Origin of the sequence: Scytonema millei VB511283 (genome assembly GCF_000817735.3) — a bacterium.
GTDB classification, from domain to species: domain Bacteria; phylum Cyanobacteriota; class Cyanobacteriia; order Cyanobacteriales; family Chroococcidiopsidaceae; genus Chroococcidiopsis; species Chroococcidiopsis millei_B.
In genome coordinates, this window is record NZ_JTJC03000009.1 from 70,979 (window position 1) to 92,593 (window position 21,615).

The 21,615-nt window shown below is 45.4% G+C and carries 19 protein-coding genes; 7 read left to right on the forward strand and 12 right to left on the reverse strand.

The features are described from left to right. Positions 1 to 361 precede the first annotated feature (361 nt). A complete protein-coding gene (locus tag QH73_RS23565) occupies positions 362 to 778 on the reverse strand; it encodes a hypothetical protein (RefSeq protein WP_039713526.1) in 417 nt (138 codons plus the stop codon). A gap of 182 nt (positions 779 to 960) precedes the next feature. Next, positions 961 to 1,725 (reverse strand): HPP family protein, encoded by a 765-nt coding sequence (locus tag QH73_RS23570; protein ID WP_132867504.1) that lies wholly within the window; start codon positions 1,723 to 1,725, stop codon positions 961 to 963. A gap of 879 nt (positions 1,726 to 2,604) precedes the next feature. Here QH73_RS23570 and QH73_RS23575 point away from each other — a divergent pair. Continuing rightward, a complete protein-coding gene (locus QH73_RS23575) occupies positions 2,605 to 3,567 on the forward strand; it encodes an AEC family transporter (RefSeq protein ID WP_039713527.1) in 963 nt (320 codons plus the stop codon). A 39-nt stretch (positions 3,568 to 3,606) separates the two neighbouring features. Here the strand turns inward: QH73_RS23575 and QH73_RS23580 are convergent, their stop codons facing one another. The 5 genes from QH73_RS23580 to QH73_RS23600 all read right to left on the reverse strand — a co-directional run bounded on the left by QH73_RS23580 (position 3,607) and on the right by QH73_RS23600 (position 10,301). Further along, a complete protein-coding gene (locus QH73_RS23580; protein ID WP_039713528.1) occupies positions 3,607 to 5,049 on the reverse strand; it encodes an ABC transporter substrate-binding protein in 1,443 nt (480 codons plus the stop codon). Between the two features lie 446 nt (positions 5,050 to 5,495). Next, positions 5,496 to 6,218 (reverse strand): MgtC/SapB family protein, encoded by a 723-nt coding sequence (locus QH73_RS23585; protein WP_039713529.1) that lies wholly within the window; start codon positions 6,216 to 6,218, stop codon positions 5,496 to 5,498. A gap of 30 nt (positions 6,219 to 6,248) precedes the next feature. Continuing rightward, positions 6,249 to 7,667 carry an ABC transporter substrate-binding protein gene (locus tag QH73_RS23590; protein WP_039713530.1) on the reverse strand — a complete coding sequence of 473 codons (1,419 nt, stop codon included), beginning with the start codon at positions 7,665 to 7,667 and terminating at the stop codon, positions 6,249 to 6,251. Positions 7,668 to 7,803: 136 nt separating this feature from the next. Beyond that, a complete protein-coding gene (locus QH73_RS23595; RefSeq protein ID WP_039713531.1) occupies positions 7,804 to 9,153 on the reverse strand; it encodes a serine/threonine-protein kinase in 1,350 nt (449 codons plus the stop codon). Positions 9,154 to 9,293: 140 nt separating this feature from the next. Next, positions 9,294 to 10,301: a LysR family transcriptional regulator gene (locus QH73_RS23600; protein WP_039713532.1), complete on the reverse strand. Its 1,008-nt coding sequence runs from the start codon at positions 10,299 to 10,301 to the stop codon at positions 9,294 to 9,296. A 319-nt stretch (positions 10,302 to 10,620) separates the two neighbouring features. Here QH73_RS23600 and QH73_RS23605 point away from each other — a divergent pair, with 319 nt between their 5' ends. The 5 genes from QH73_RS23605 (at position 10,621) to QH73_RS23625 (ending at position 16,631) form a co-directional block, all read left to right on the forward strand. Further along, the gene (locus tag QH73_RS23605; protein ID WP_039713533.1) at positions 10,621 to 11,334 is read left to right on the forward strand and encodes an NnrU family protein; all 714 of its coding nucleotides are present in this window, start codon (positions 10,621 to 10,623) and stop codon (positions 11,332 to 11,334) included. A 187-nt stretch (positions 11,335 to 11,521) separates the two neighbouring features. After that, positions 11,522 to 11,884, forward strand: a complete 363-nt coding sequence (locus QH73_RS23610; protein WP_132867505.1) for a thioredoxin family protein — start codon at positions 11,522 to 11,524, stop codon at positions 11,882 to 11,884. 362 nt (positions 11,885 to 12,246) lie between these two features. Then, entirely contained in the window at positions 12,247 to 14,310 is a 2,064-nt protein-coding gene (locus QH73_RS23615) for an NAD(P)H-quinone oxidoreductase subunit 5 (protein WP_039713534.1), read from the forward strand. 174 nt (positions 14,311 to 14,484) lie between these two features. Further along, entirely contained in the window at positions 14,485 to 16,065 is a 1,581-nt protein-coding gene (locus tag QH73_RS23620) for an NAD(P)H-quinone oxidoreductase subunit 4 (protein ID WP_039713535.1), read from the forward strand. Positions 16,066 to 16,358: 293 nt separating this feature from the next. Continuing rightward, positions 16,359 to 16,631 carry a hypothetical protein gene (locus QH73_RS23625; protein WP_039713536.1) on the forward strand — a complete coding sequence of 91 codons (273 nt, stop codon included), beginning with the start codon at positions 16,359 to 16,361 and terminating at the stop codon, positions 16,629 to 16,631. Positions 16,632 to 16,640: 9 nt separating this feature from the next. Here QH73_RS23625 and QH73_RS23630 read toward each other — a convergent pair whose 3' ends face one another. Together QH73_RS23630 and QH73_RS23635 are read right to left on the reverse strand one after the other, a co-directional pair. After that, positions 16,641 to 17,543 (reverse strand): class II fructose-bisphosphate aldolase, encoded by a 903-nt coding sequence (locus QH73_RS23630; protein WP_039713537.1) that lies wholly within the window; start codon positions 17,541 to 17,543, stop codon positions 16,641 to 16,643. Positions 17,544 to 17,692: 149 nt separating this feature from the next. Next, on the reverse strand, positions 17,693 to 18,427 hold the full coding sequence (locus QH73_RS23635) for an HAD family hydrolase (RefSeq protein WP_039713538.1): 735 nt from the start codon (positions 18,425 to 18,427) through the stop codon (positions 17,693 to 17,695). A 141-nt stretch (positions 18,428 to 18,568) separates the two neighbouring features. Between QH73_RS23635 and QH73_RS23640 the strand changes: the two genes are divergently transcribed. Continuing rightward, on the forward strand, positions 18,569 to 19,126 hold the full coding sequence (locus QH73_RS23640; protein WP_236147154.1) for a GNAT family N-acetyltransferase: 558 nt from the start codon (positions 18,569 to 18,571) through the stop codon (positions 19,124 to 19,126). A 208-nt stretch (positions 19,127 to 19,334) separates the two neighbouring features. On the opposite strand, the gene QH73_RS23645 is transcribed toward QH73_RS23640, so the two are convergent. The 3 genes from QH73_RS23645 to QH73_RS23655 all read right to left on the reverse strand — a co-directional run bounded on the left by QH73_RS23645 (position 19,335) and on the right by QH73_RS23655 (position 21,567). After that, positions 19,335 to 20,396 (reverse strand): 30S ribosomal protein S1, encoded by a 1,062-nt coding sequence (locus QH73_RS23645; RefSeq protein WP_039713539.1) that lies wholly within the window; start codon positions 20,394 to 20,396, stop codon positions 19,335 to 19,337. A gap of 331 nt (positions 20,397 to 20,727) precedes the next feature. After that, the gene (gene nrdR, locus QH73_RS23650; protein WP_236147155.1) at positions 20,728 to 21,402 is read right to left on the reverse strand and encodes a transcriptional regulator NrdR; all 675 of its coding nucleotides are present in this window, start codon (positions 21,400 to 21,402) and stop codon (positions 20,728 to 20,730) included. A gap of 66 nt (positions 21,403 to 21,468) precedes the next feature. Then, entirely contained in the window at positions 21,469 to 21,567 is a 99-nt protein-coding gene (locus QH73_RS23655) for a photosystem II reaction center protein T (protein WP_009632497.1), read from the reverse strand. Positions 21,568 to 21,615 lie beyond the last annotated feature (48 nt).

Sequence of the window (21,615 nt, forward strand, 5' to 3'; positions counted from 1 at the left end):
ATAATAAGTGCTGTAATAAGTGCAACATATACTTGCTTGCGTACAGATTATCCACGCAGCAAAGCAGTGTTGCATCCCTGTGAGATCGCCTCTAATTCAAGCGATCGCCCTATGATGAAATCGAGTAATTCGGTTGAGTGTTTTGCTCTCAGTAATCCTATGAATTGAATTCTTATGACTGTTTTATCATAACCTAACCTTAATCTTGTTATGATGAATGACTATTATATATTTAGCGGCTTTTAGCACAAATAATATACACACAACTATACAAAGTCACGCTCGTTGGTCATGAGAATAGGGGTAAGGGTAAGAGTTTCTTACTTACGACTTACGAATTACGAATTACGACTTATTTAACCTAGTGATTAGAGTGTCTGTAAAGATCGTCGCAGTAAAATAACCAAGCTATACCTAAAATAGCTGTAGTTATGCTAGCAACTATACCCGCCATAACCCAGCCAAATGCTCCCACTAATATAACTAATCTTCCTAGTAAAGCTAAAACTGCTTTCGCAGTAATGAATGCAGTAACGGCACAAATTATACTAATCAGTCCCAATTCTAAAAGTATAGATTTAGTATCTTTGGTTGCTAGCTCCTCATCAAAGTATATGTCCCACACCACAGTACACATAGCAACATCAGCAACCGTCAAAAATATTTGCTTGAATAATTCTAAATTTGTTGCAGGAGTTGTTGTGACTATCCCCGCAGCAAAAATCGTAGCTAAAATTACTATAGTGGCTCGTTTTCTTTTTGGATATATCTGACTCATAATTAGTTTCCTGAATCGTAAGCTTTTTTAATAAAGAAGAGTCAGAAGTGGATATTAGATTATTTTACTAAAAGAACCAAGCTGTTCATAAGAAAAGTTTCTGCATATGTAGCATCGATTGACGCTTGTTCCACAGCTACTTTTCTTACTTCTGTCTCCTGTCTCCTGTCTCCTTCTACAGATTACAGCCAGTGTTTTGGATAAGTCCTACCTGGCATGAGATTGTTAAAGACGAAAGTACAAAAGACTAAAACAATTGAACCTGCCAGTACTGGTGTAAACAGAAAACTCCATTCAGCACGGCTCATCACTCCTACTAAAGCAACTGCTCCTCCTGGTGGATGTAGAGTTTTTGTCAGTTGCATGACTTTGATGGCTGTAGCCACAGCTAAAGCCATTACCCAAGGCTCTGAGCCGAATAAATGTACCATAATTAAGCTGACTAATCCGCCGAGAAAATTGCCTACAATACAGTTGCGTGGCTGCGCTAGAGGACTATCGGGTGCAGCAAATAATAAAACAGCAGCCGCTCCAAATGGAGCTGCGATTAGAGGATAATGCGTACTAACGCTGATGTAAGCTAGCGCGGCAATGCCAATAAAGCTACCCATGTAAGAAAAAACAATTTGTTTTAAAGGAAAGCGGGGTTGATATTTAGAGCTGCCGTGAATTTTAGCTAAGAAGTTTTTGAATCGAGCCGATTTAAATTGAAAGTTCCATGTAGACTGGGGACGATTTTTTTTCAAAGCAGCTAGTTCGGCTGTGAGTTGCTCTAGTTGTTGCTGCTGAATGATTAATTGCTGTTGCTGTTGTTCTAGTTGCTGTTGATACTGCTGAAATTGTTGTTGTTTGCTAGTCAATTCAAAGGTAGACATAGCTTTGGTAAGTTTTGTCATAGAGCTAGAATTTGTATTTGGTTTTGCCGCAGTTTTACTAATGTCTTTCATACTTCGATCGCTAAATAATGAATTGCAAAAACTTAGATTAATTCTGTGATATTGCGATCGCACTACTATAAATTGTGTTAACTGATACGGAATATAAACAATTATGAAGGAAGCGCATTTTGAAATTGCTCTAACTGCATACGACCGACAGAAAAGTACCATTTTATACTTGCAACTTAGAGCAAACTACGCTCGCAATAACGCTAGGACTAATCAAATAAATTAAATGGATAAATTAATTTTTTCAAAAAATATTTACAGCGATCGCTAGTATGGGTAGGGTATATTACGCAAGTGTGTCACGCACCAAAAACTGAGAGTGATGCGTTAGCACGATCGCATAATGCATCCTACGTAGATTTCAAAAATTCAATCTGAGTCCTATAGTTCGCTAAAATATTCATCGCTGTATAACTATATTTAATTACTGTAGTTAAAAGCTGATAAAAAATTTCAGAGTCGGTCGAAGTGTTCTTTTTTGAGTTGATGGGGTTCAAAAATTTTATTTTAAGAGAGTTAATCTTGTGTTTTAATTTTATTCATCAAGATTTTAATTACTCTTAGTGTTATGGAATAGCTTTAAGATTTATTGTAATTTTACTGTAACTTTGGTTGCAGCATGTTTGCTACACAGTTGAGTAGAATCCGAAGATTAGCTTCTTATTTTCTGTGTATCCGCGTAGAACTGCTAGTAATGCTATAAATTATGGCTCGATCCAAAGGCAGATTTGTTCGTTGGGTTAATTTTAATTGTTACGCGATCGAAGTTTAAATTGTTACGTAATAGTAGCGAAACTAAACCAAGCGATCGCGATTTAACTTGAAACTCTGAAGTTGGAATTGTTAGTTCATGGGTGCTGTTGAGATAGAACGAAACTGATGATAGAAATTACAGCAAGCGTTTTTTGTACGAGTCTGGGTGCATTCTTATTCCGAAGAGAAATAATTCCTCGTTCCGTTCCGAATTTGCTAGGTCGCCTTCTTTATTGGCTGGGCGTACCGTTGCAAATTTTAGTCCTGACGCGCAAGTCAAATTTATCGCAATCGATTTGGTTGCCCCCAATCTTGACAATTGCAATATTGCTGTTAGGTTTGGGCTTAGCTTATGTCAGTTTGCAGCTACTCAAACAACTGACTCAGTACCGCTCGGTTTCATGGGTAAAACAATTGTCCGATAGTTTCTATCCTAGCGATCGCGCCGAACGAGGCAGTTTTGTCCTCGCTTCAATTTTGGGCAATACTGGCTTCATCGGGTTAGCGATCGTTCCAGCTTTTGTCAGTCAAGACTATTTAGTTTGGGTAGTGTTGTATGGCGTAACGCACAATCTAATTGGTAGTTACGGACTGGGAGTATTTTTAGCAAGTTATTTTGGGCAAACTACAGCAAATCATAAATGGAAAGCTGCATGGCGAGACATTTTGCGCGTTCCTGCTTTATGGGCGTTTGCGCTGGGTTACTACAGTAAACCTTGGCAAATTGTCAGTTTCATCGATCCCTTACTTCAGGCAATAGTCTATTTAGTCATACCTGGAGCTTTCTTATTGATTGGGATGCAATTATCACGGCTTCAAGGAATTCAAAATCTACGCGCGGCGATTATTCCCAGTACGATCAAAACATTTGTTTTGCCCATTTTGGCAGGAATGGCGATAACATTCTTAGGATTTCCTCACGAAGCACGCTTAGCTTTAGTCTTAATGTCTGGAATGCCGAGTGCTTTCGCCAATGCGATTTTAGCAGAAGAATACAACCTCAATCGTTCGCTAGCTGCCAGTACGATCGTTCTCAGTACGGTTTTGCTACCACTGGTACTCCCTCTATGGTTGTATTTATTTAGATAATAGAGATTCTGCATAGAACTTTTCTGCGTCGTTTCTCGATCAACGCAGGCTCGTATCAACTGAACTAGGTAGGGGAGTAAAATCGTAACCCGTACCGGAGTATCTACCAGGCTGAACTCTGACTAGAGTTCCTGATTCTTGGCGATCGCCTGATGGTAAAAACTTGACTATCCCAGTTGCCCCTTTAAACATAAAACCAGAATTGGATAAAGCCTTCTGTAGTTGTTCGCGATTCGTACTCGCTTTTAAACCCGTGAAAACAGCAATTGTTGCATCGTAAGTCAATGCAGTTCGCCAATTACCAGCCCCACCCCAAAACCGCTTAGCATTGGCAATAAAAGAACTATTGGGGAAAGCAGAAGGATGCCAAGGGACAGAAAGCACCATAGTATTAACATCGGCTTGTCCTTGCTGCAACGTGTCGTACGTATACATTGTGTGGCTGCCGAACAAAGTCAATCGACTGCGATTTGCTTGCGCTACTTCCACTGCACGACCCATTCTATTCACATCTGGTGCTAGCAGCAAAGCTTCTGCTCCATCGCTGACTGCTTGAGAGGGAATTTCGCTAGGGTTAAAATTAGCAGCAGCAAAATCGCAGGGGGTACTGGTGATATAACCACCATTTTCAAACACGCTAGAAGTGAACTCCTCTTGAAAGGAGCGACTTGCTTCTGCCTGAGAATCCGCACAGATCGCAATTCTGGTTTTGCGTGCTGTTTTCACTACGTAGCTCGCCAAGGCATCGGCGATCGCCCTTGAATTTGGCGTAGTCCGAAAGATAAATCTACCAACTCCGCCTAAGTTTCGCGCTACGCTGGTGGGCGAGATCATCACCAAACCGCTTTTTTGATAGATCGGAGCAGCGGCGATGGACGCATCGCTAGAGTTATGTCCAATGACAGCCAAAATCTCTGGATCGTTGACAAATTCAGCCGCAATTTGTTTAACCACAATGGGGTTATTATCGTCGTTGGCAACTTGCACTTGAACCAGCTTTCCACCAATCCCGCCACCGTGATTGATCTCGTATTGTGCCTGTGCCACACCCCGCAGCATCTCTCTGGCAACGTTTAAGTTACCTCCTACAGGAACGCTGACACCGATTTTAACTGTATTGCTAATTGCCGCTGCCGAAGCATTATTTAAATAAATCCAAGTTTCGGGATCGTTGCGCTTCACCTGCAAAGCCGCATTAAATTTGGTGACTGCCGTGGAAAAATCTCCGGCGGCAAAAGCTTGTACTCCTGCTTGTTTGTCTGGATTATTGTCGGCAGTAAATAAAACTTTATTACCTAAACTAATTCGTTTTTGCAAAGCTGGGTTGCGGTTGGGCGGATTGAGCAATCCATTGAGAGATGGCTGAGTTGCTTGTTGCCCTCCTCTACCACTGCGATAACTCAACCAAAAAATCAGCGGACCGATCAAGCAGAGGGCGATGAGGTAGAGAACCAGGACAGTGTTTTTTTTACTTTGCAACATAAAGTTTGGAACAGGAGTTAAGTCAAGTATTATTAGGCTTTTCTAGATAACCTTCCCAGCCTCATATTTTCTGTATCGCCATGACTTGGTACAGCCCGGATGTCGAAGAATCTATAAGGATCTAAATCATATTCTTTTTAGCAACAGCACCTTAACAACAGTACTGGGGGCGATCGCAATAATAGTACGAGATGAATACTCACAAACAAAGCTACAGCTTGAGAGTTTGTTTTTTTAACATATAGATAAAATAATATTTAATTTGACCCATAACCAAACAAAATAGAGCCACAACGACTTAAGTACCAACCGTAATTTTACGGAAAAAATATAATGCAGCTGATTTTAACCGTGAAATTACTTACGCAAATTTACTGAGTCTGAGCCTATACGTAAAAGAGATTTACCTAACTATAACAGTAAAGAGTTTGGCGATCGCTTCCTACTTAATCGGTATCTTCTGTAACTACTTCCCACTTAATTGCAGTCGCTTTTATTTGCGATCGCAACTGCATGACAATCTCTTCCATAAGCAGATCGTTGCGACCGTTAGAAGTATATTCTGCCTTGATTTCTACTGAAGAAAAGTTATCTAGCTCTTTGCTGTTAATATTTTTACTAGATAATTCATTTAATATCATTTTTCCTGGTGTGGTTTGTGCCAGTAGCACAGCCCTTACAGCCACTTCATCTTCGGTTAAACAAATAAGGCGACAGCAATAGCGAGTTTCTGCTTTTGAATGCGTAATCAATTGCTCGTCTAACTGTTGAAACCACTGTACCATCGGGCGCAAAAGAAGATTTGCTCCTACCACTGCTAAAGTGCCGAAATAAGCCTGAAATAGCAATCCCGCCCCGACTAAACTACCCACGGCAGCAGCACACCAGAGAGTAGCTGCGGTATTGAGTCCGCGCACGCTGGTTCCTTCCCGCAAAATTACGCCGCCACCCAAAAAGCCAATCCCAGAGACAACTTGGGCTGCTATACGTGTAGGACTGGCATCGCCAGGAATCATTGCTGAGAGCATGACGAACATAGCAGCACCAAGAGACACCAATACATTTGTTTTCAGTACTGAACGAGTTCGCCGCCATTGTCTTTCGCTGCCAATTGCCGCACCGAGGATGAATGCCAGTAGCAGGCGAATTGCAAAATCTACCCAAGTCATTGTTTGTTTAGTTTGGTTGCACCCAAGTTGCTATTGTCGCACTGGTACGAAATCATAGCCAGTACTTGTATTGACTTGACGCACGACTTGTACCAGCTGCACTGGTGCGTTACTATCCCCAGAAGGAAGAAATTGCACTGGATTCGCTGCGCCAGGAGTGGAAAAATCAGTACTAGTCAGAGTTTGTTGAATCCCTTCGCGAGTGGGAGACTTCTGCATTGCCGCAGTTAAAGCCTTGGTTGCATTGTAGGCAAGAGCGGTACGCCAGTTGACCTCAGCCCCCCAAAACTGTCGTGACTGACGCACGAACTGAGATTTCGGATCGGTGTCAATATCCCACGGAATAGCGACTACCATATTCACAGCTGCGTCTCCCGCGACTTCGAGCGTGGTTGAGTTATAAATGGCATCGCCACCTAGAAGTTGCAATCGTCTGCGGTTGACTTGCACGACCTGTAGGGCTTTATCGATAATGCTAGTGTTAGACCCAGTGTTAGGTGCTAACATCAGAACTTTTGCCCCTTGCTTGATGGCTTGGTTAATGCTGTTAGCTGGGCTAAAACTAGGGTCTGATAAGTCAAACTCAGATGTGACTTTGCCACCTCCGAGTAAAACAGCTGTGACAAACTCAGATTTTAAGGATTGGCTGTAAGCACTTTGGGGATTAAAAAAAACAGCAGCATTTTTTTGCTGTAAATTGGTCAGCATGTAATTTGCCAAAGCTCTTGCAGCAATATAATCGCTGGGAACGGTACGAAAAATGTAGGGACTGATGCCGGAAAGCTTAACAGAAGTACTGACCGGAGAGATCGCGACTAACTTGCCCTCATCATATATAGGTTCAACGGCAAGGGTGACTTGACTTGCCCAGTGACCGATAACTGCCAAAATTTCGGGAGTGTTGACCAAAGTTGAGGCAACTTGTCGAGCTTGGTCTTCTTGATTGTTGTCGTTGACGATCGCTACTTTCAAGGGAACACCATTAATATTCCCAGTTTGATTTGTTTCTGTCTGTGCCTGGGCAACGCCGCGTAGAACTTCCAAACTCCCATTCGGACTAGTACCAGTGGGAACGACAACAGCAATTGCGTAGCTTTTGCGATCGCCAATCTTGGCATTGTTGAGGAAAATTACGGTCTCGGGGTCGTTGCGATTTTGCGTTAGTGCTGCTTGTAATTTCTCAGTTGCAACACTCCAATTTCGAGCCGCGATCGCCTCTATTCCTGCCTGTTTTGCTGGTAAAATTTTCCCTGAAAATAATGTTTTGTTGCCAAAACTAATCGCTCCACCCGGAGAAGCACCACCTGTAGTTGACGAGCTAGAATTATTCCCAATTCCGACAAACGATTTCCCAAAAAGATGACTGAATAGTAAAGCTCCTCCCCCTACTAATCCGAGCGTAATTAGTAGCGATAGTAGCAGCAGCACTGTTTCATTTTTACGCGACATATTAGAACTAGGGGTGAGGAGTTAGGAGTGAGGGGACAAGGGAGACAAGGAAGCAGAGGGGCAGAGGGAGCATTTTTAGCCACTAGCCAAAGCGCCACTAGCTACTAGTCACTTGATAACTGATAACTGATAACTGTCACAGAATTCGATCGAGCAGTTGATAAATTATTTTAAATAAAGCTGTGAGGGCAACTGCAATTAATCCGCCACCGATCGCCAGAACCAAAATGCTAGAAACGTTGAGATTGGCGTGCAGGGCGGGAATTAAAACGACAGTAACTGAGGAAATTACTGAAATAATTAATAAATCTACTTTTTCGATCCAGCGACGAGATAAGGCAAAAACTAGAGCGCTCAGAATCAAAGCCGCGATCGCCCAACCAATAGCGGGAGTGGGAAAAAGGCTGGAAAGCGCGATCGCCAGCAAAGCGCCTTCAAAACCGCTAAAAGCCGCTCCTGCTAAAACTTCCCACAGAGGGAAACTCGGTCGTCTGGTTATCGATGGCGGAGTAGGTGGTGTAGGGGTGGGGCGATCGAGCTGATGCAGAGCGGTAAGGACTTCGGCGGCTGACTGGTAGCGCTGCTGCGGTTGAGCTGATAGCATCTTGGTCAGAATGCTAGCCAACCCATTGCTAACCTCAACATGCATTCGCCAATGCCATTGATTGCGACCGGCATCGTATAAATCCGTGGGTTTTTTGCCAGTGAGTAGGTTGACTGCGGTTACAGCCAAGGCATACAAGTCCGTAGAAGGGTAAACTTCCCCACCTGAGACTTGTTCTGGAGGAGCAAAACCCATAGAATAAATTCCGGTCGAAGCAGATTGCGCTCCTCCTGCTTGGCTCGTCACTTGTTTGACCGCACCAAAATCGAGTAAGTAAAGTTTACCGTGGCGATCGCGGATGATATTAGAAGGTTTGATATCCCGATGAATCGCTTTTTGCTCGTGAACGAACTGTAAAACGGGTAAAATGGCGTAGAGCAGTTGCAAGACCTGCGATTCGGAGAACCGACCTTGAGATTCTAGTTCTGCTTCTAGAGTTTCACCGTCGATAAACTCTTGAACGAGATAAAAAAACCGTTCGTGTTTATTGGGCTGCCAACTCGGGACGCTCAATTCAAAAAAAGCCAACAAATCGGGGATTTGGTCGTGGCGATCGCCAAGTTGCTCTAAGGCGACTGCTTCCCGTTCAAATAGAGTTTGGGCAGTCATCAGCTGAGTAGCGCTCAAGTCACCAGAGGGCTTGAATTGCTTCACGACACACTGACGCATCCCAGGCGTATAGCGATCGCGTGCCAAAAAAGCCGCACCGAACCCCCCTTGTCCTAGTAGTTTTACTGGTAGATAGCGCCCCTGTAAAATCAGCGGCATACCGCAACAGGTGCAATATTTTTGTTCTGTTGTTTTGAGAATGGCGCTATTATCGAGATCGGCAAAATGATTGAGCGGACGGGGACAGCCTAAACGAGTGCAGAAAACTTCCATGAACGGCAAAGGCTAGGGGCTAGAAAGATAAGTGGCTGGTGGCTAGTGACTGGTGACTAGTGACTGGTGTTTTCTAGCCGCTAGCCACTAACCACTAGCCACTCCTATAGCTTTTAATTTAGCTGTCTAGCTCAAACAACTCAATTTACTTCCTCGACCTCTGGCGCGACGACTTCTATAGTTTCCTTGGCAACTCGTGGCGACTCTAACAATTCCTTGCCCCAACCAGGAGTTGTAAATTGAGGTAAAATCTCGCGGATAAACGCATCGGCAGCTTTCGAGCGGTAACGGTTGGGGTTTAAGATTGCTGCTAGTGTCCGTCGCACCACGACCCCCTCAATTGCAGAGCGGTGCAAGATACCCATTTGTAGCTCTTTGGCGATCGCGGAAACGGAAACAAAAGCCGCTCCCAACCCCGACTGCACGGCGTTTTTAATTGCCTCAATTGAATTGAGTTCCATTTCAATTTTGAGCCGTCGCGTATCGATCTCGCAGCGAGTTAATACGGAGTCAATGACTTTGCGAATGGTCGATTGGGAGTCGAGAGCGATGAACTGAAGTTTATAGAGGTCGTCTTTATAGATTTTCTCGGCTTTTGCTAAGGGGTGCAGCACTGGTAAGATTAGGGCTAGCTCGTCTTCGGCGTAGGGAGCGATCTGTAAAGATTCGTGTAGCTCCGAGGGAATTTCTCCACCGATGATCGCTAAGTCTACCTGTCCGTTTGCCACGCTCCAAGCAGTGCGGCGAGTTGAGTGGACGTGCAACTGTACCGCGACATCAGGATATTTTTGACGAAACATGCCGATCATGCGGGGCAAAAGGTACGTGCCAGTAGTTTGAGAAGCACCGACAATCAGAGTTCCGCCTTGAAGGTTTTGCAAATCCTCAATTGCCCGACAGGTTTCTTGACATAGGCTGAGAATTTTTTCTCCATAATTGAGCAGCAGATACCCTGCTTCTGTCAGTTGCGCTCTACGTCCGCCTCGGTCGAATAAAGGCACGTCCAATTGCCGCTCTAAATTTTGCACCTGCAAGCTCACCGCAGGTTGAGAAACATAAAGACTGTCAGCGGCACGCTTGAAGCTCCCTTCAGCAGCGATCGCTTTAAGAATGCGTAACTGATCTAAGGTGAAAGGTAGGTCAGACATACAGCTATATCCATGAATACGAAAGGAGACTTCAGGCAACCTACTCGATTAGTAAGAGAACGCGAATGTGTCATCTGCTCAAAGTGGGAAACATTCTGCGAAAATGACCATAACACCACATTAATATATAAAGTTACCTAATAATTCGCGATCGGAGCTTTACAGGAACAAAATATATAAAATTTACTAATAGTAAGTCGTAAGTCGTAAATCGTAAGTCGTAAGTTATTTCCCCCTACTTCTAGTCTCCTCAGCTCCCAGCTCCCTCAGCTCCCTCAGCTGGGCGACTCTCTCTTTCCCCTGCTCCCTTACCCCTAAAATGAATCACAGTTGGTTAACGCCCAGCCATTTTGTCATGCTGGGTCTATTACTAGGATTTGCGATCGCCCATAGTGGTCTAGCCGCCCTGCGAATGCAGGCAGAAAAAGCGATCGGTGCTAGGCTTTACCGAGTCTTATTTGTAAGCGTCAGCTTACCTTTAGCTGTCGGATTGGTAATTTACTTTTTCAACCATCGCTACGACGGAGCGCAACTCTGGCAAGTGCAAGCTGTCCCAGGCGTGCGCGAGATTGTTTGGGTGCTATCGGCTGTTTCTTTCCTCTTTCTCTATCCTGCCACGTTTAACTTACTGGAAATTGCCGCAGTGCAAAAACCCGAAGTCCACCTCTACGAAACGGGAATTATCCGCATCACCCGTCATCCGCAGATGGTAGGACAGTTGATATGGTGTATTGCCCATACTTTGTGGTTGGGGACGAGTTTTACCCTCGTCACTTCCATTGGCTTAGTCTTGCATCATCTCTTTGGAGTGTGGCATGGCGATCGCCGCTTGAGTCAACGTTATTCAGAAGCATTTGAAAAAGTTAAGTCTCGCACCTCCATCATTCCCTTTCTAGCGATCGTGCAGGGACGGCAAACATTATCTTGGCAAGAATTTCTCCGCCCTGCATACATAGGTGTTGCCATTTTTATCTTTTTATTGTGGCGATCGCATCCACTACTGATCCAAGCTACAGCCAAAGTTCCCTGGTAATGGAGAAATCAGAAGTCAAAACTATGGAATTAAAAGTCAGGAACTATAACTAACCACTCCCGACTCCCGGCTCCCGACTCCCGACTTCCTGACAAAATCGATCTTTCCCACTTTTGAATTGATCCCGAATCGATGTAGCATAATTCCAAGTTGATAGCAAACTCAGATAATTCCGCCTAGAGGAAACATGGTATTGTCAGTTAACGAGCGGACGTTTACAAAAGAAGTTTTAGAATCTTCAGTTCCAGTTTTGGTCAATTTTTGGGCTCCCTGGTGTGGGTTGTGTCATTTAATCCAACCTGTACTATCAGAGTTTCACAAGCATGGTGGTCAGCACGTCAAGATAGTGGGTGTAAATGCTGATGAAAATTTTAGATTATCCAATACTTATCGACTCACAACCTTACCCACACTGATTTTGATTGAGAAAGGTATTGTCAGACAGCGATTAGATCGCCTACACAGTCGAGATGAACTTCGGCAAGTCCTAAAGTCAATTCAGTACGACTACGCTAACTCTGTTCGACTTGAAATAGGGGCGAGGAGTTAGGAGTGAGGAGTGAGGGAAAGAAGTCAGAAGTCACAAGTCAAAAGTCGAAAGTGGGAATTGATTGTCAATTGAATCGTCTTCCTTGTCCTTTCTTGCCCTCGCTCCTCGCTCCTCGCTCCTCACTAAAGCTAAAGTCATAGTAAATTTTCCCCATCTAGGTTCTCTCAGGTGGGGTATTTTACGATCGGAGCCATGTGTCACAATTGTTAACAGTTTGGAGCAAGCGATTAGTCGTCAGAGGTTATTCATCATCAGTTATTTGTAATCAATTCTATACAAATGACAAATGACAAATGACAGATGACAAAAAAACTAATAGCTTCAATAAGTTAGTAGTAAAGTTCTCAAAGTAGGCGCAAGTGATGGAAGCAATCTATCAATATGCCTGGCTGATTCCGGTATTACCTCTGGTCGGGGCGATGCTGGTCGGTCTGGGGTTAATATCGGCAAATCAGGCGACTAACCGCCTGCGGCAACTCAATGCTGTATTTGTCATCTCTTTAATGGGAGCAGCAACGGCACTGTCTTTCGCGATTCTTTGGAGTCAAATTCAAGGACACGCGCCCTATAGCAGAACCCTGGAATGGGCAGCAGCCGGAAATTTCCATTTAAGTATGGGATATACGATCGACCATCTGACAGCCATGATGTTGGTGGTAGTGACCACGGTAGCTTTGCTAGTGATGGTGTATACCGATGGTTACATGGCTCACGACCCAGGTTACGTGCGCTTCTATTCCTACCTGAGTCTGTTTGGTTCTTCCATGCTCGGTCTGGTAGTCAGCTCCAATATCGTCCAGATTTACATTTTCTGGGAACTAGTGGGGATGTGTTCGTACCTACTAGTTGGGTTCTGGTACGATCGCAAAGCAGCGGCAGATGCTTGTCAAAAAGCATTCGTCGTCAACCGCGTGGGTGACTTTGGTTTATTATTGGGTATTCTAGGGCTTTACTGGGCAACCAACAGTTTTGAGTTTGGCGAAATTGGCGAACGGTTGCAAACTCTGGTTGAATCAGGTTCTATCAGCAGTTTCTTGGCGGTTGTATTCGCCGTTCTCGTATTCTTAGGACCAGTTGCCAAATCAGCTCAGTTTCCTTTGCACGTCTGGCTACCGGACGCGATGGAAGGTCCCACCCCCATTTCGGCTTTGATCCACGCGGCGACGATGGTGGCAGCTGGGGTGTTTTTGATCGCTCGGATGTATCCCTTGTTTGAAGGCATACCAGCGGCAATGAATGTGATTGCTTATACTGGTGCGTTTACAGCATTTTTAGGGGCAACGATCGCAATTACTCAAAACGACATTAAGAAAGGCTTGGCTTATTCCACCATCTCCCAATTGGGTTATATGGTGATGGCAATGGGTTTAGGCGCGTATGGCGCGGGATTGTTCCACTTAATGACCCACGCTTACTTCAAAGCAATGCTCTTCCTTGGCTCCGGTTCGGTCATTCACGGGATGGAAGCTGTTGTCGGTCACGATCCCGTTTTGGCGCAGGATATGCGACTCATGGGAGGATTGCGGCGCTACATGCCTGTGACGGCGATTACCTTTTTGATTGGCTGTTTGGCAATTTCGGGAATTCCGCCTTTTGCTGGTTTTTGGTCGAAAGACGAGATTCTAGGGGCAGCTTTTGCCACGAATCCTTTACTTTGGGGTGTAGGTTACCTGACAGCAGGAATTACGGCTTTCTACATGTTTCGGATGTATTTCTCGACATTTGAAGGGAAATTCCGAGGCAATGAAATGGAAATCCGCCACGAACTCAAATCCGCAGCCCTCGTACCCAATTTTGGTCCAGGGGCGATGGATACGCGCGAATTGGCAGCAACCGCCAGCAGCCACGACAGTCACGACCACGGACACAGCGAACATCCTCATGAGTCCCCTTGGACGATGGCTCTACCTTTGGTAGTCCTAGCTATACCGTCGATGCTGATTGGTCTGGTGGGTACGCCGTTTGCTAATTACTTTGAGGAATTTATCTATCCTCCCAGCGAAACTGCGGCTATGGCGATGGAGAAAGCTGCCGAGTTCGAGCCGACAGAATTCTACACTTTGGCAGGGGCTTCGGTAGGGATTTCTTTGCTAGGAATTACTTTGGCTTCGTTGATGTATTTGTGGCGCAAGATCGATCCTGCCGCGATCGCTGCCAAAATTCAACCACTTTACGAGCTATCGCTTAACAAGTGGTACTTTGACGACATTTACTACAAAGTGTTCGTCTTGGGTAGCCGTCGCCTTGCCCGTCAAGTCATGGAAGTCGATTATCGTGTGGTCGATGGTGCGGTGAACCTCACGGGCTTCTTTACGCTGATTAGCGGTGAAGGCTTAAAATACCTAGAAAACGGTCGCGCCCAATTCTATGCCTTGATTGTGTTTGCCGCAGTTCTCGGTATGGTAATCGTGTTTGGCGTAACTTAATTCAGGGGCGAGGAGCGAGGAGTGAGGGGCTAGAAGAGAGCTGGGGAAGCTGAGGGAGCTGAAGGGGCTGAGGGAGAAAAACCACGCACCACTCACCACTCACCACGCATCGCTCTCTTTCCCGACTCCCGACTCCCGACTCCCGACTCCCTACTCCCTATTCCCTAGTTAGAGATGAATACAGCTAATTTTCCCTGGCTGACAATCGTAATTCTGTTTCCAATCGTTGCCTCGCTATTCATCCCGCTACTGCCACCCTCCAAAGAGGGATCGACGGGGCGCTGGTATGCTCTGGTAGTGGGGCTAATCGATTTTGCAATTATCGTTTACGCGTTTTACACTCAGTACGATCTGGCTAATCCAGAGTTGCAATTGGTGGAAAGGTACGCCTGGGTTCCCCAATTAGACTTGAATTGGTCGGTAGGGGTCGATGGTTTGTCGATGCCCTTGGTGATTTTGACAGGGTTTATCACGACGCTGGCAACTCTAGCGGCTTGGCCCGTAACTTTAAAGCCACGTCTGTTCTACTTTCTGTTGCTGGCAATGTATGGCGGACAAATTGCTGTATTCGCCGTGCAGGATATGTTGTTGTTTTTCCTGGTGTGGGAACTAGAACTGATTCCTGTCTACTTGTTGCTGGCAATCTGGGGTGGTAAGAAACGGCAATATGCTGCGACCAAATTCATTTTGTACACTGCTGGCGGGTCGCTATTTATTTTGGTAGCTGGTCTGACGATGGCATTCTACGGTGATACCGTAACATTTGACATGCGATCGCTGGCTGCTAAAGATATTCCCCTTAACTTTCAGCTTTGGCTGTATGGGGCTTTTCTGATTGCCTACGGCGTAAAATTACCAATCTTCCCGTTACACACTTGGCTACCCGATGCCCACGGTGAAGCGACAGCCCCAGTACATATGTTGCTGGCTGGTATCCTGCTGAAAATGGGCGGCTATGCCCTAATTCGGATGAATGCGGGGATGCTTCCCGATGCTCACGCTTTCTTTGCCCCTGCGATGGTCATTCTGGGGGTAGTAAATATCATCTATGCTGCTTTAACATCTTTTGCCCAGCGGAACTTGAAGCGCAAAATTGCTTATTCTTCAATTTCTCACATGGGATTTGTGGTCATTGGGATCGCTTCCTTCACCGATTTAGGATTGAATGGCGCGATCTTGCAAATGATTTCCCACGGTATGATTGGCGCGAGTCTTTTCTTCTTGGTAGGGGCTACTTACGATCGCACCCATACCCTAATGTTGGATGAAATGGGTGGTGTCGGGCAACAAATGCGGAAGATCTTCGCCATGTGGACGACTTGTTCGATGGCATCTTTAGCGCTGCCAGGTATGAGCGGTTTTGTCGCAGAATTGATGGTATTTGTAGGCTTTGCAACTAGCGATGCTTATAACCCCACCTTCAAAGTAATTATCGTCTTTCTGATGGCAGTGGGCGTAATCTTGACCCCGATTTATCTCCTTTCCATGCTGCGAGAGATTTTCTACGGGCAGGAGAACAAAGAGTTAACTTCTCACGAAGCTTTGATTGATGCCGAACCACGAGAAATATTTATTATCGCCTGCTTGCTAGTACCAATTATCGGTATTGGCTTGTACCCGAAAATGCTGACTCAAATGTATGATGCCACAACCGTACAATTGACAGCTCATTTACGGCAATCAGTGCCAACATTAGCAGAACAAAAGCCAACACCAGCTGTATCTTTGAAAGCACCTCAATTGGCGATCGAATAGTTGGCTTGTACGAAATTTTTCAGCCCTTGCCGCGTTGTCGGCAGGGGTATTTTATTGTCTACTAAATTTTTTGTAAAATATGCAAAGTTTCCAAGTTTAAACATATCTAATGTGGGAAAAGTCTACCAACAGTTTTTATGTTAGTAGTAAGGTGGATATCGCTTGCCTTATATTTGAATCTCGCTAATTGAGCCTGAATTTTTAAAAGTTAAAATTTCGATCCATACTATTATAAAAAGAGAAATTTCTTGTACTGTAAGAGAATAAATATATAACTACAGGAGCGCACTGAGATGTTTCAGCTCGGCTCTATCTTCTGCTCGTTTGTTGGTTCCATCGGCGGTTCGTTGGTTGGGTCAGTTGCGGGGGCAATTGTAGGTGGTATTGGCGGTTCAATTGGTACAGCACTCCTTGGCTCTTTAGTTGGTTCTCTGGCGGGATCGGTAGTCGGATCGCTGCTGGGGGCTGTTGTTGGTTCGGTTGTGGATTCAGCAATGGATAGACTCAGGGACGAACTCACCGAACAACAGAGAGATATGTATCCGATGAAGTCTGCTGCGGTTTAATTTAAATACTTAATGGGAAAAACGTTTTAATCCAGCTAAGATTCGGGCATAGGGCGTTTCGTGCAGGTGTGCCTTGCCGACAGAGCCGAAGAGATGCAATTTTTCGGCAATCACTTCCTGCATAGCCGCGATCGCCACGCCTGCCATATCGAGTAAGTCGCTGCCATTACCCGCACAAACTTCTGATTTGAGCGATCGCATATAAGCTTGTCGTACTTCAGTATTGACATTAAACTTACACACGCCTAATTGGATGGAACGGCTAATCATCCACGCTGGTAATCCCGACGCGCCATGCAAGACGAGGGGAATATCAATTAAGCGGCGAATGCGAGCAAGGCGATCGAAATCCAAACGGGGTGGACTTTTATATTCTCCGTGAACGTTACCAATCGTGACTGCCAAGGCATCCACCCGCGTTGTACGGACGAATTCCACAGCTTGGGCGGGATCGGTCATTTTGGCTTCTTTTTCCGCGATCGTTAAGCCATCTTCAGTACCGCTGATCCGACCAATTTCAGCTTCGACGATCGCACCAGATTTATGGGCAAGGCGCGTCATCTCCCGCGTAAATCCCATGTTTTCTGCATATGATAAGTGGGAACCATCCGCCATAATCGAGTTCATGCCTGCTGTAAGGGCTTGGCGAATATCGCTGGCGTTAGTGCTGTGGTCTAAGTGGACGGCAATAGGGACTGTAGCAGCGCGTGCGGCTTCCAAGCACATTGCTACTAACGCCGATCTCCCGTACTTTAAGGCACTGGGATGGATCTGCAACATAGCAGCACTACGATTTGCCTCGGCTGCACTCACTACCGCTTTGACTCCCTCCAAGTTATAGATATTAAAGGCTCCGATCGCGTAAATATTCTGCCGTGCTGTTTGGAGGAGTTCTTGGGTAGAAGCAAGCATATTTAAAATCGTAGGGGCGGTTTTTTTGAATATACCTGTACTGGAACAAATAATACTGTGGATAAACCCGCCCGTACAACCGTAGGGGCGGGTTCACCCGAAATCTTGGTCGAAGTCACAGTTAATTGGTAAACCCGCCCGTACAACCGTTAAAAAATCACCTGAATTTCATCGAGTTGGGAAATCGCCACGTCTGCTGCTTCTAAATGGGCGGCTTCTGGTCTGCCCCAACAGATACCGATACAACCCGCTGCCCCTGCGTTGCGTGCCATTTCAATATCGGCAGCGGAATCTCCTACCATTAAAGTATCGTGGGGCGCTACACCCAAGGCTTGACAGGCTTGCAAAAATAGTACCGGATCGGGTTTACTGACACCAGTATCTACACCCATCTGTAACTGCACGTAAGCTTCTAGTTGATGGCGCTGAACGAAGGCGCGAACTCGTTCGGTGGAAGCGGCGGAAAGAATTCCCAGTTTGAGACCAGCATCGCTGAGATATTTCAGTACTTCCAAGCTGCCTACAAATAGGGGCGAAGGGGCAGTACCAATATACCGATCGGCTTCCTCAAAGGTACGACGGGCGATCGCCAAGGATTCAAACCAACTGCGCCCAGTCTCGGCGATATAAGCAGCTGCGGCAATTTCCGTTTCGCGCCGACTGCCCACGGCTAACAGTCCTGTCGGATCGAGGCGATCGCCATTAATTCCAAATGCCATCAGCAGAGGTTCGCCAATCCCAGGAATTTGGGCATCGATCAGGCGCGATCGCTTTTGTCCTAAATTGCGTAAATACTCTTCAGAATTTTCTAACGTGCCATCTTTATCGAAGACAATTGCTTGGATATTACTGAAGCGCTTGTCTTTACACTGAATTGTTGCCATATTTGTATTAACTTACGCTTCTACTGAAATTTATTGTAAGTTCTGTAAATGAGTATTTCTACCTTTTAATTTGCCCCATGCAGTTAGCTAGACCTCAAGTTTACTAGAGCTTTTAGTCTTTTGACTTTTAACTTTTAACTTTTGACTTTCTCGGTAATGGGCTTCATTTTACGACAAGCACGCCTGGACGAGCGTGTCCAAATCGAACGATTAATTGCTGCTTCTGCACGGGGTTTGAGTCGAGCAGATTATACTGACGAGCAGATTGAAGCTGCGATCGCTTCGGTTTTTGGTGTCGATACAGATCTGATTGTAGATGGTACGTACTTTGTTGCCGAAGCGACTGAAATGTTAGTGGGGTGCGGTGGTTGGAGTAAACGCAAAACGCTATTTGGCGGCGATCGCTATAGCGATCGCGAGTCAGGCTATCTCGATCCCAACTGCGATGCGGCAAAAATTCGGGCTTTTTTCGTCCATCCTGACTGGGCAAGACAAGGTATCGGCAGAGCAATTTTACAACGATGCGAACTCCAAGCTCAAGCCAGTGGTTTTCGATCGCTGGAATTAATGGCAACCTTACCAGGAGTCAAACTGTATCGAGCATATGGGTATACGGGTAGCGATTCCGTTACCTATACAATTGGCAACGGAGTCAGCATTGAATTTGTCCCCATGAGCAAAACAATCGCGCAACTGTAGGGGCGGGTTTATTAACCATTTCCAACTAGGACAAATATTTCAGGCAAACCCGCCCTCCGAGATCTAGCAATCTGGTAGGGTTGCACAACTGTGCGCCCCTACTGCCTATTATTCCAGCAGATGCGATCGCCACAAAAAAAGAGGGTTTAACCCCCTTTGATATAGAAACGTCAAATATAACGCCTCTACATTGAATTGCTAAATATTCTTACTCAACTGCTGCTGGCAAATCCTCATCATCCGTAGCAACTGGCTCTTCCGTAGCAATTGGCTCTTCCGTAGCAACTGGCTCTTCCGTAGCCTCTGGAATTTCTTCTTCCACTGCTGCTGGTTCTTCTACCTCAGCAGGAGCATTTAAATCAATTCCTTGTTGCTTAGCTGCCATCTGTTCGCGATATCTTGCAGCCATTTCTTCTGCTTTATCGTAAACTAGGTCGCGGTTCTTGATCATGTCACCTGGTTCTGGCTCTAGCTGTTTTGTAGACAGAGAAATCCGACCTCGTTCGGCATCTAAGTCAATGATCATGACTTTGACTTCATCGTTGACGTTGAAAACGCTGTGAGGTGTATCGATGTGGTCGTGGGAGATTTCCGAGATGTGCAGCAGACCGCTAACACCTCCAATATCGATAAACGCACCGTAAGGCTTGATCCCGCGTACCGTACCGATGACGACTTCGCCAACTTCCAAGCGGTTCATCTTGCGCTCGACTAAAGCACGACGGTGTGACAGCACCAAACGATTGCGGTCTTCATCAACTTCTAGAAACTTTAATGGTAGCTCCTCGCTAACCAACTCTTCTTTGGGCTTGCGAGTGCTGATGTGAGAACCAGGAATAAATCCGCGCAGACCTTCGATTCGCACGAGTGCGCCGCCGCGATTTGTAGCGAATACGAGCGATCGCACCGTTGCATCTTCGTTTTGTAACTGTCTGACGCGCTCCCAAGCTCGCATATACTCAATGCGGCGAATCGAAAGCGTTAGCTGTCCGTCTTCGTTTTCATCGGTAAGAATGAAAAACTCCCGCGTTTCGTTGGGTTGCAAAACTTCTTCTGGAGCATCCACCCGATTTATCGACATTTCCTGGATGGGAATGTAGGCAGCGGTCTTAGCACCAATGTCAATCAGAGCGCCCCGTGGCTCCATGCTAAATACCGTACCAGCTACGATGTCGCCAGGGCTGAAGTGGTAATCGTATTTGTCGAGTAAAGCCGCGAAATCTTCGTGAGTAAAGCCTATTTCTGTAGTAAGTGTTTTCTGATTGACCATGCTGGTTGTTTCCTGGGAATAGTCTCCGAAAGGTTTTTCCTCCTCTCGATGTATATGCAAGTCGATCGTAGGCAAATTACACCTACATCTCTGATTCCATCCTAACGTAGGAGAAGTTAATCTAGACGCAATTTTAAGTACAGACTCTCAATTATAACTGAGCTTTGTGAATAAATTTACTGAAAATCTTTAGATATAGTCCGAATCGACAGAGTTCGAGTGATGGATTCGTAGAATTCAATCTATAGATGTCATTGCTTACCTTAGCAGAAAAGCGCCTAATGTGAGTTAATCGTACAAGGTTACCATAGTGCGATCGCGATAAAATCTTTCAATCGGCGATCGCCACAGTATGAGTTGGGGATTCATGGCACTGGCAATATTCATCTTCAATCGGGATATTATTTGGAGCTTCCTGACGCGATAGATCGTCCAAAGTTTCGACAAAATCTTTCATAGTTTGAAACTGGCGATAGACAGAAGCAAAACGCACGTAGGCAACTTCACTCTCGCAACGCAGTTGTTTTAAAACTAATTCGCCAATTTCCAGACTGCTAACTTCCCGTGAGACACGTTGTTGCAGTTCTGCTTCAATTTCATCGACGATCGCTTCCATCCGCAAAGCTGAAATTCCCGTTTTCTCGCAAGCACGGACAATTCCCCGTAAAACTTTAGAGCGATCGAATAACTGGCGATCGCCATTCTGTTTCAGAACGGTAATTGGAACAAATTCAATCCGTTCGTAAGTTGTAAAGCGGCGATGACAACGCAAACATTCCCGCCGCCTGCGGATACTTTGTCCCGCTTCAGCAGAACGCGATTCTAAAACGCGATTATCTGGATGCTGGCAGAAAGGGCATTGCATGGCAAGGGGTGAGGAGTGAGGAGTTAGGGGTGAGGGAATGACAAGGGGGACAAGGGAGAAGTCGTAAGTCGTAATTAACTGATAACTGATAACTGATAACTGACAACTGACAACTGATAAAGGAATATCCGCTGCTACCAAGAGCGATAACAGCGGTGGAAAATGGATATGATTTGGCTATTTTTAGTAAATTCAGCCGAAAAAAATTTACTTTTTCTCAATGCGAGGCGGTTCGCGAAAAGCTATGGCAAAGAATAGAGTACCAATAGCCAGCGCGAGAATCAAAATGTAAGCAACGCTTTCCATGTCAGTATTCCCTAACGACTTCCTTCTTACTGATAGTTTATCAATCAA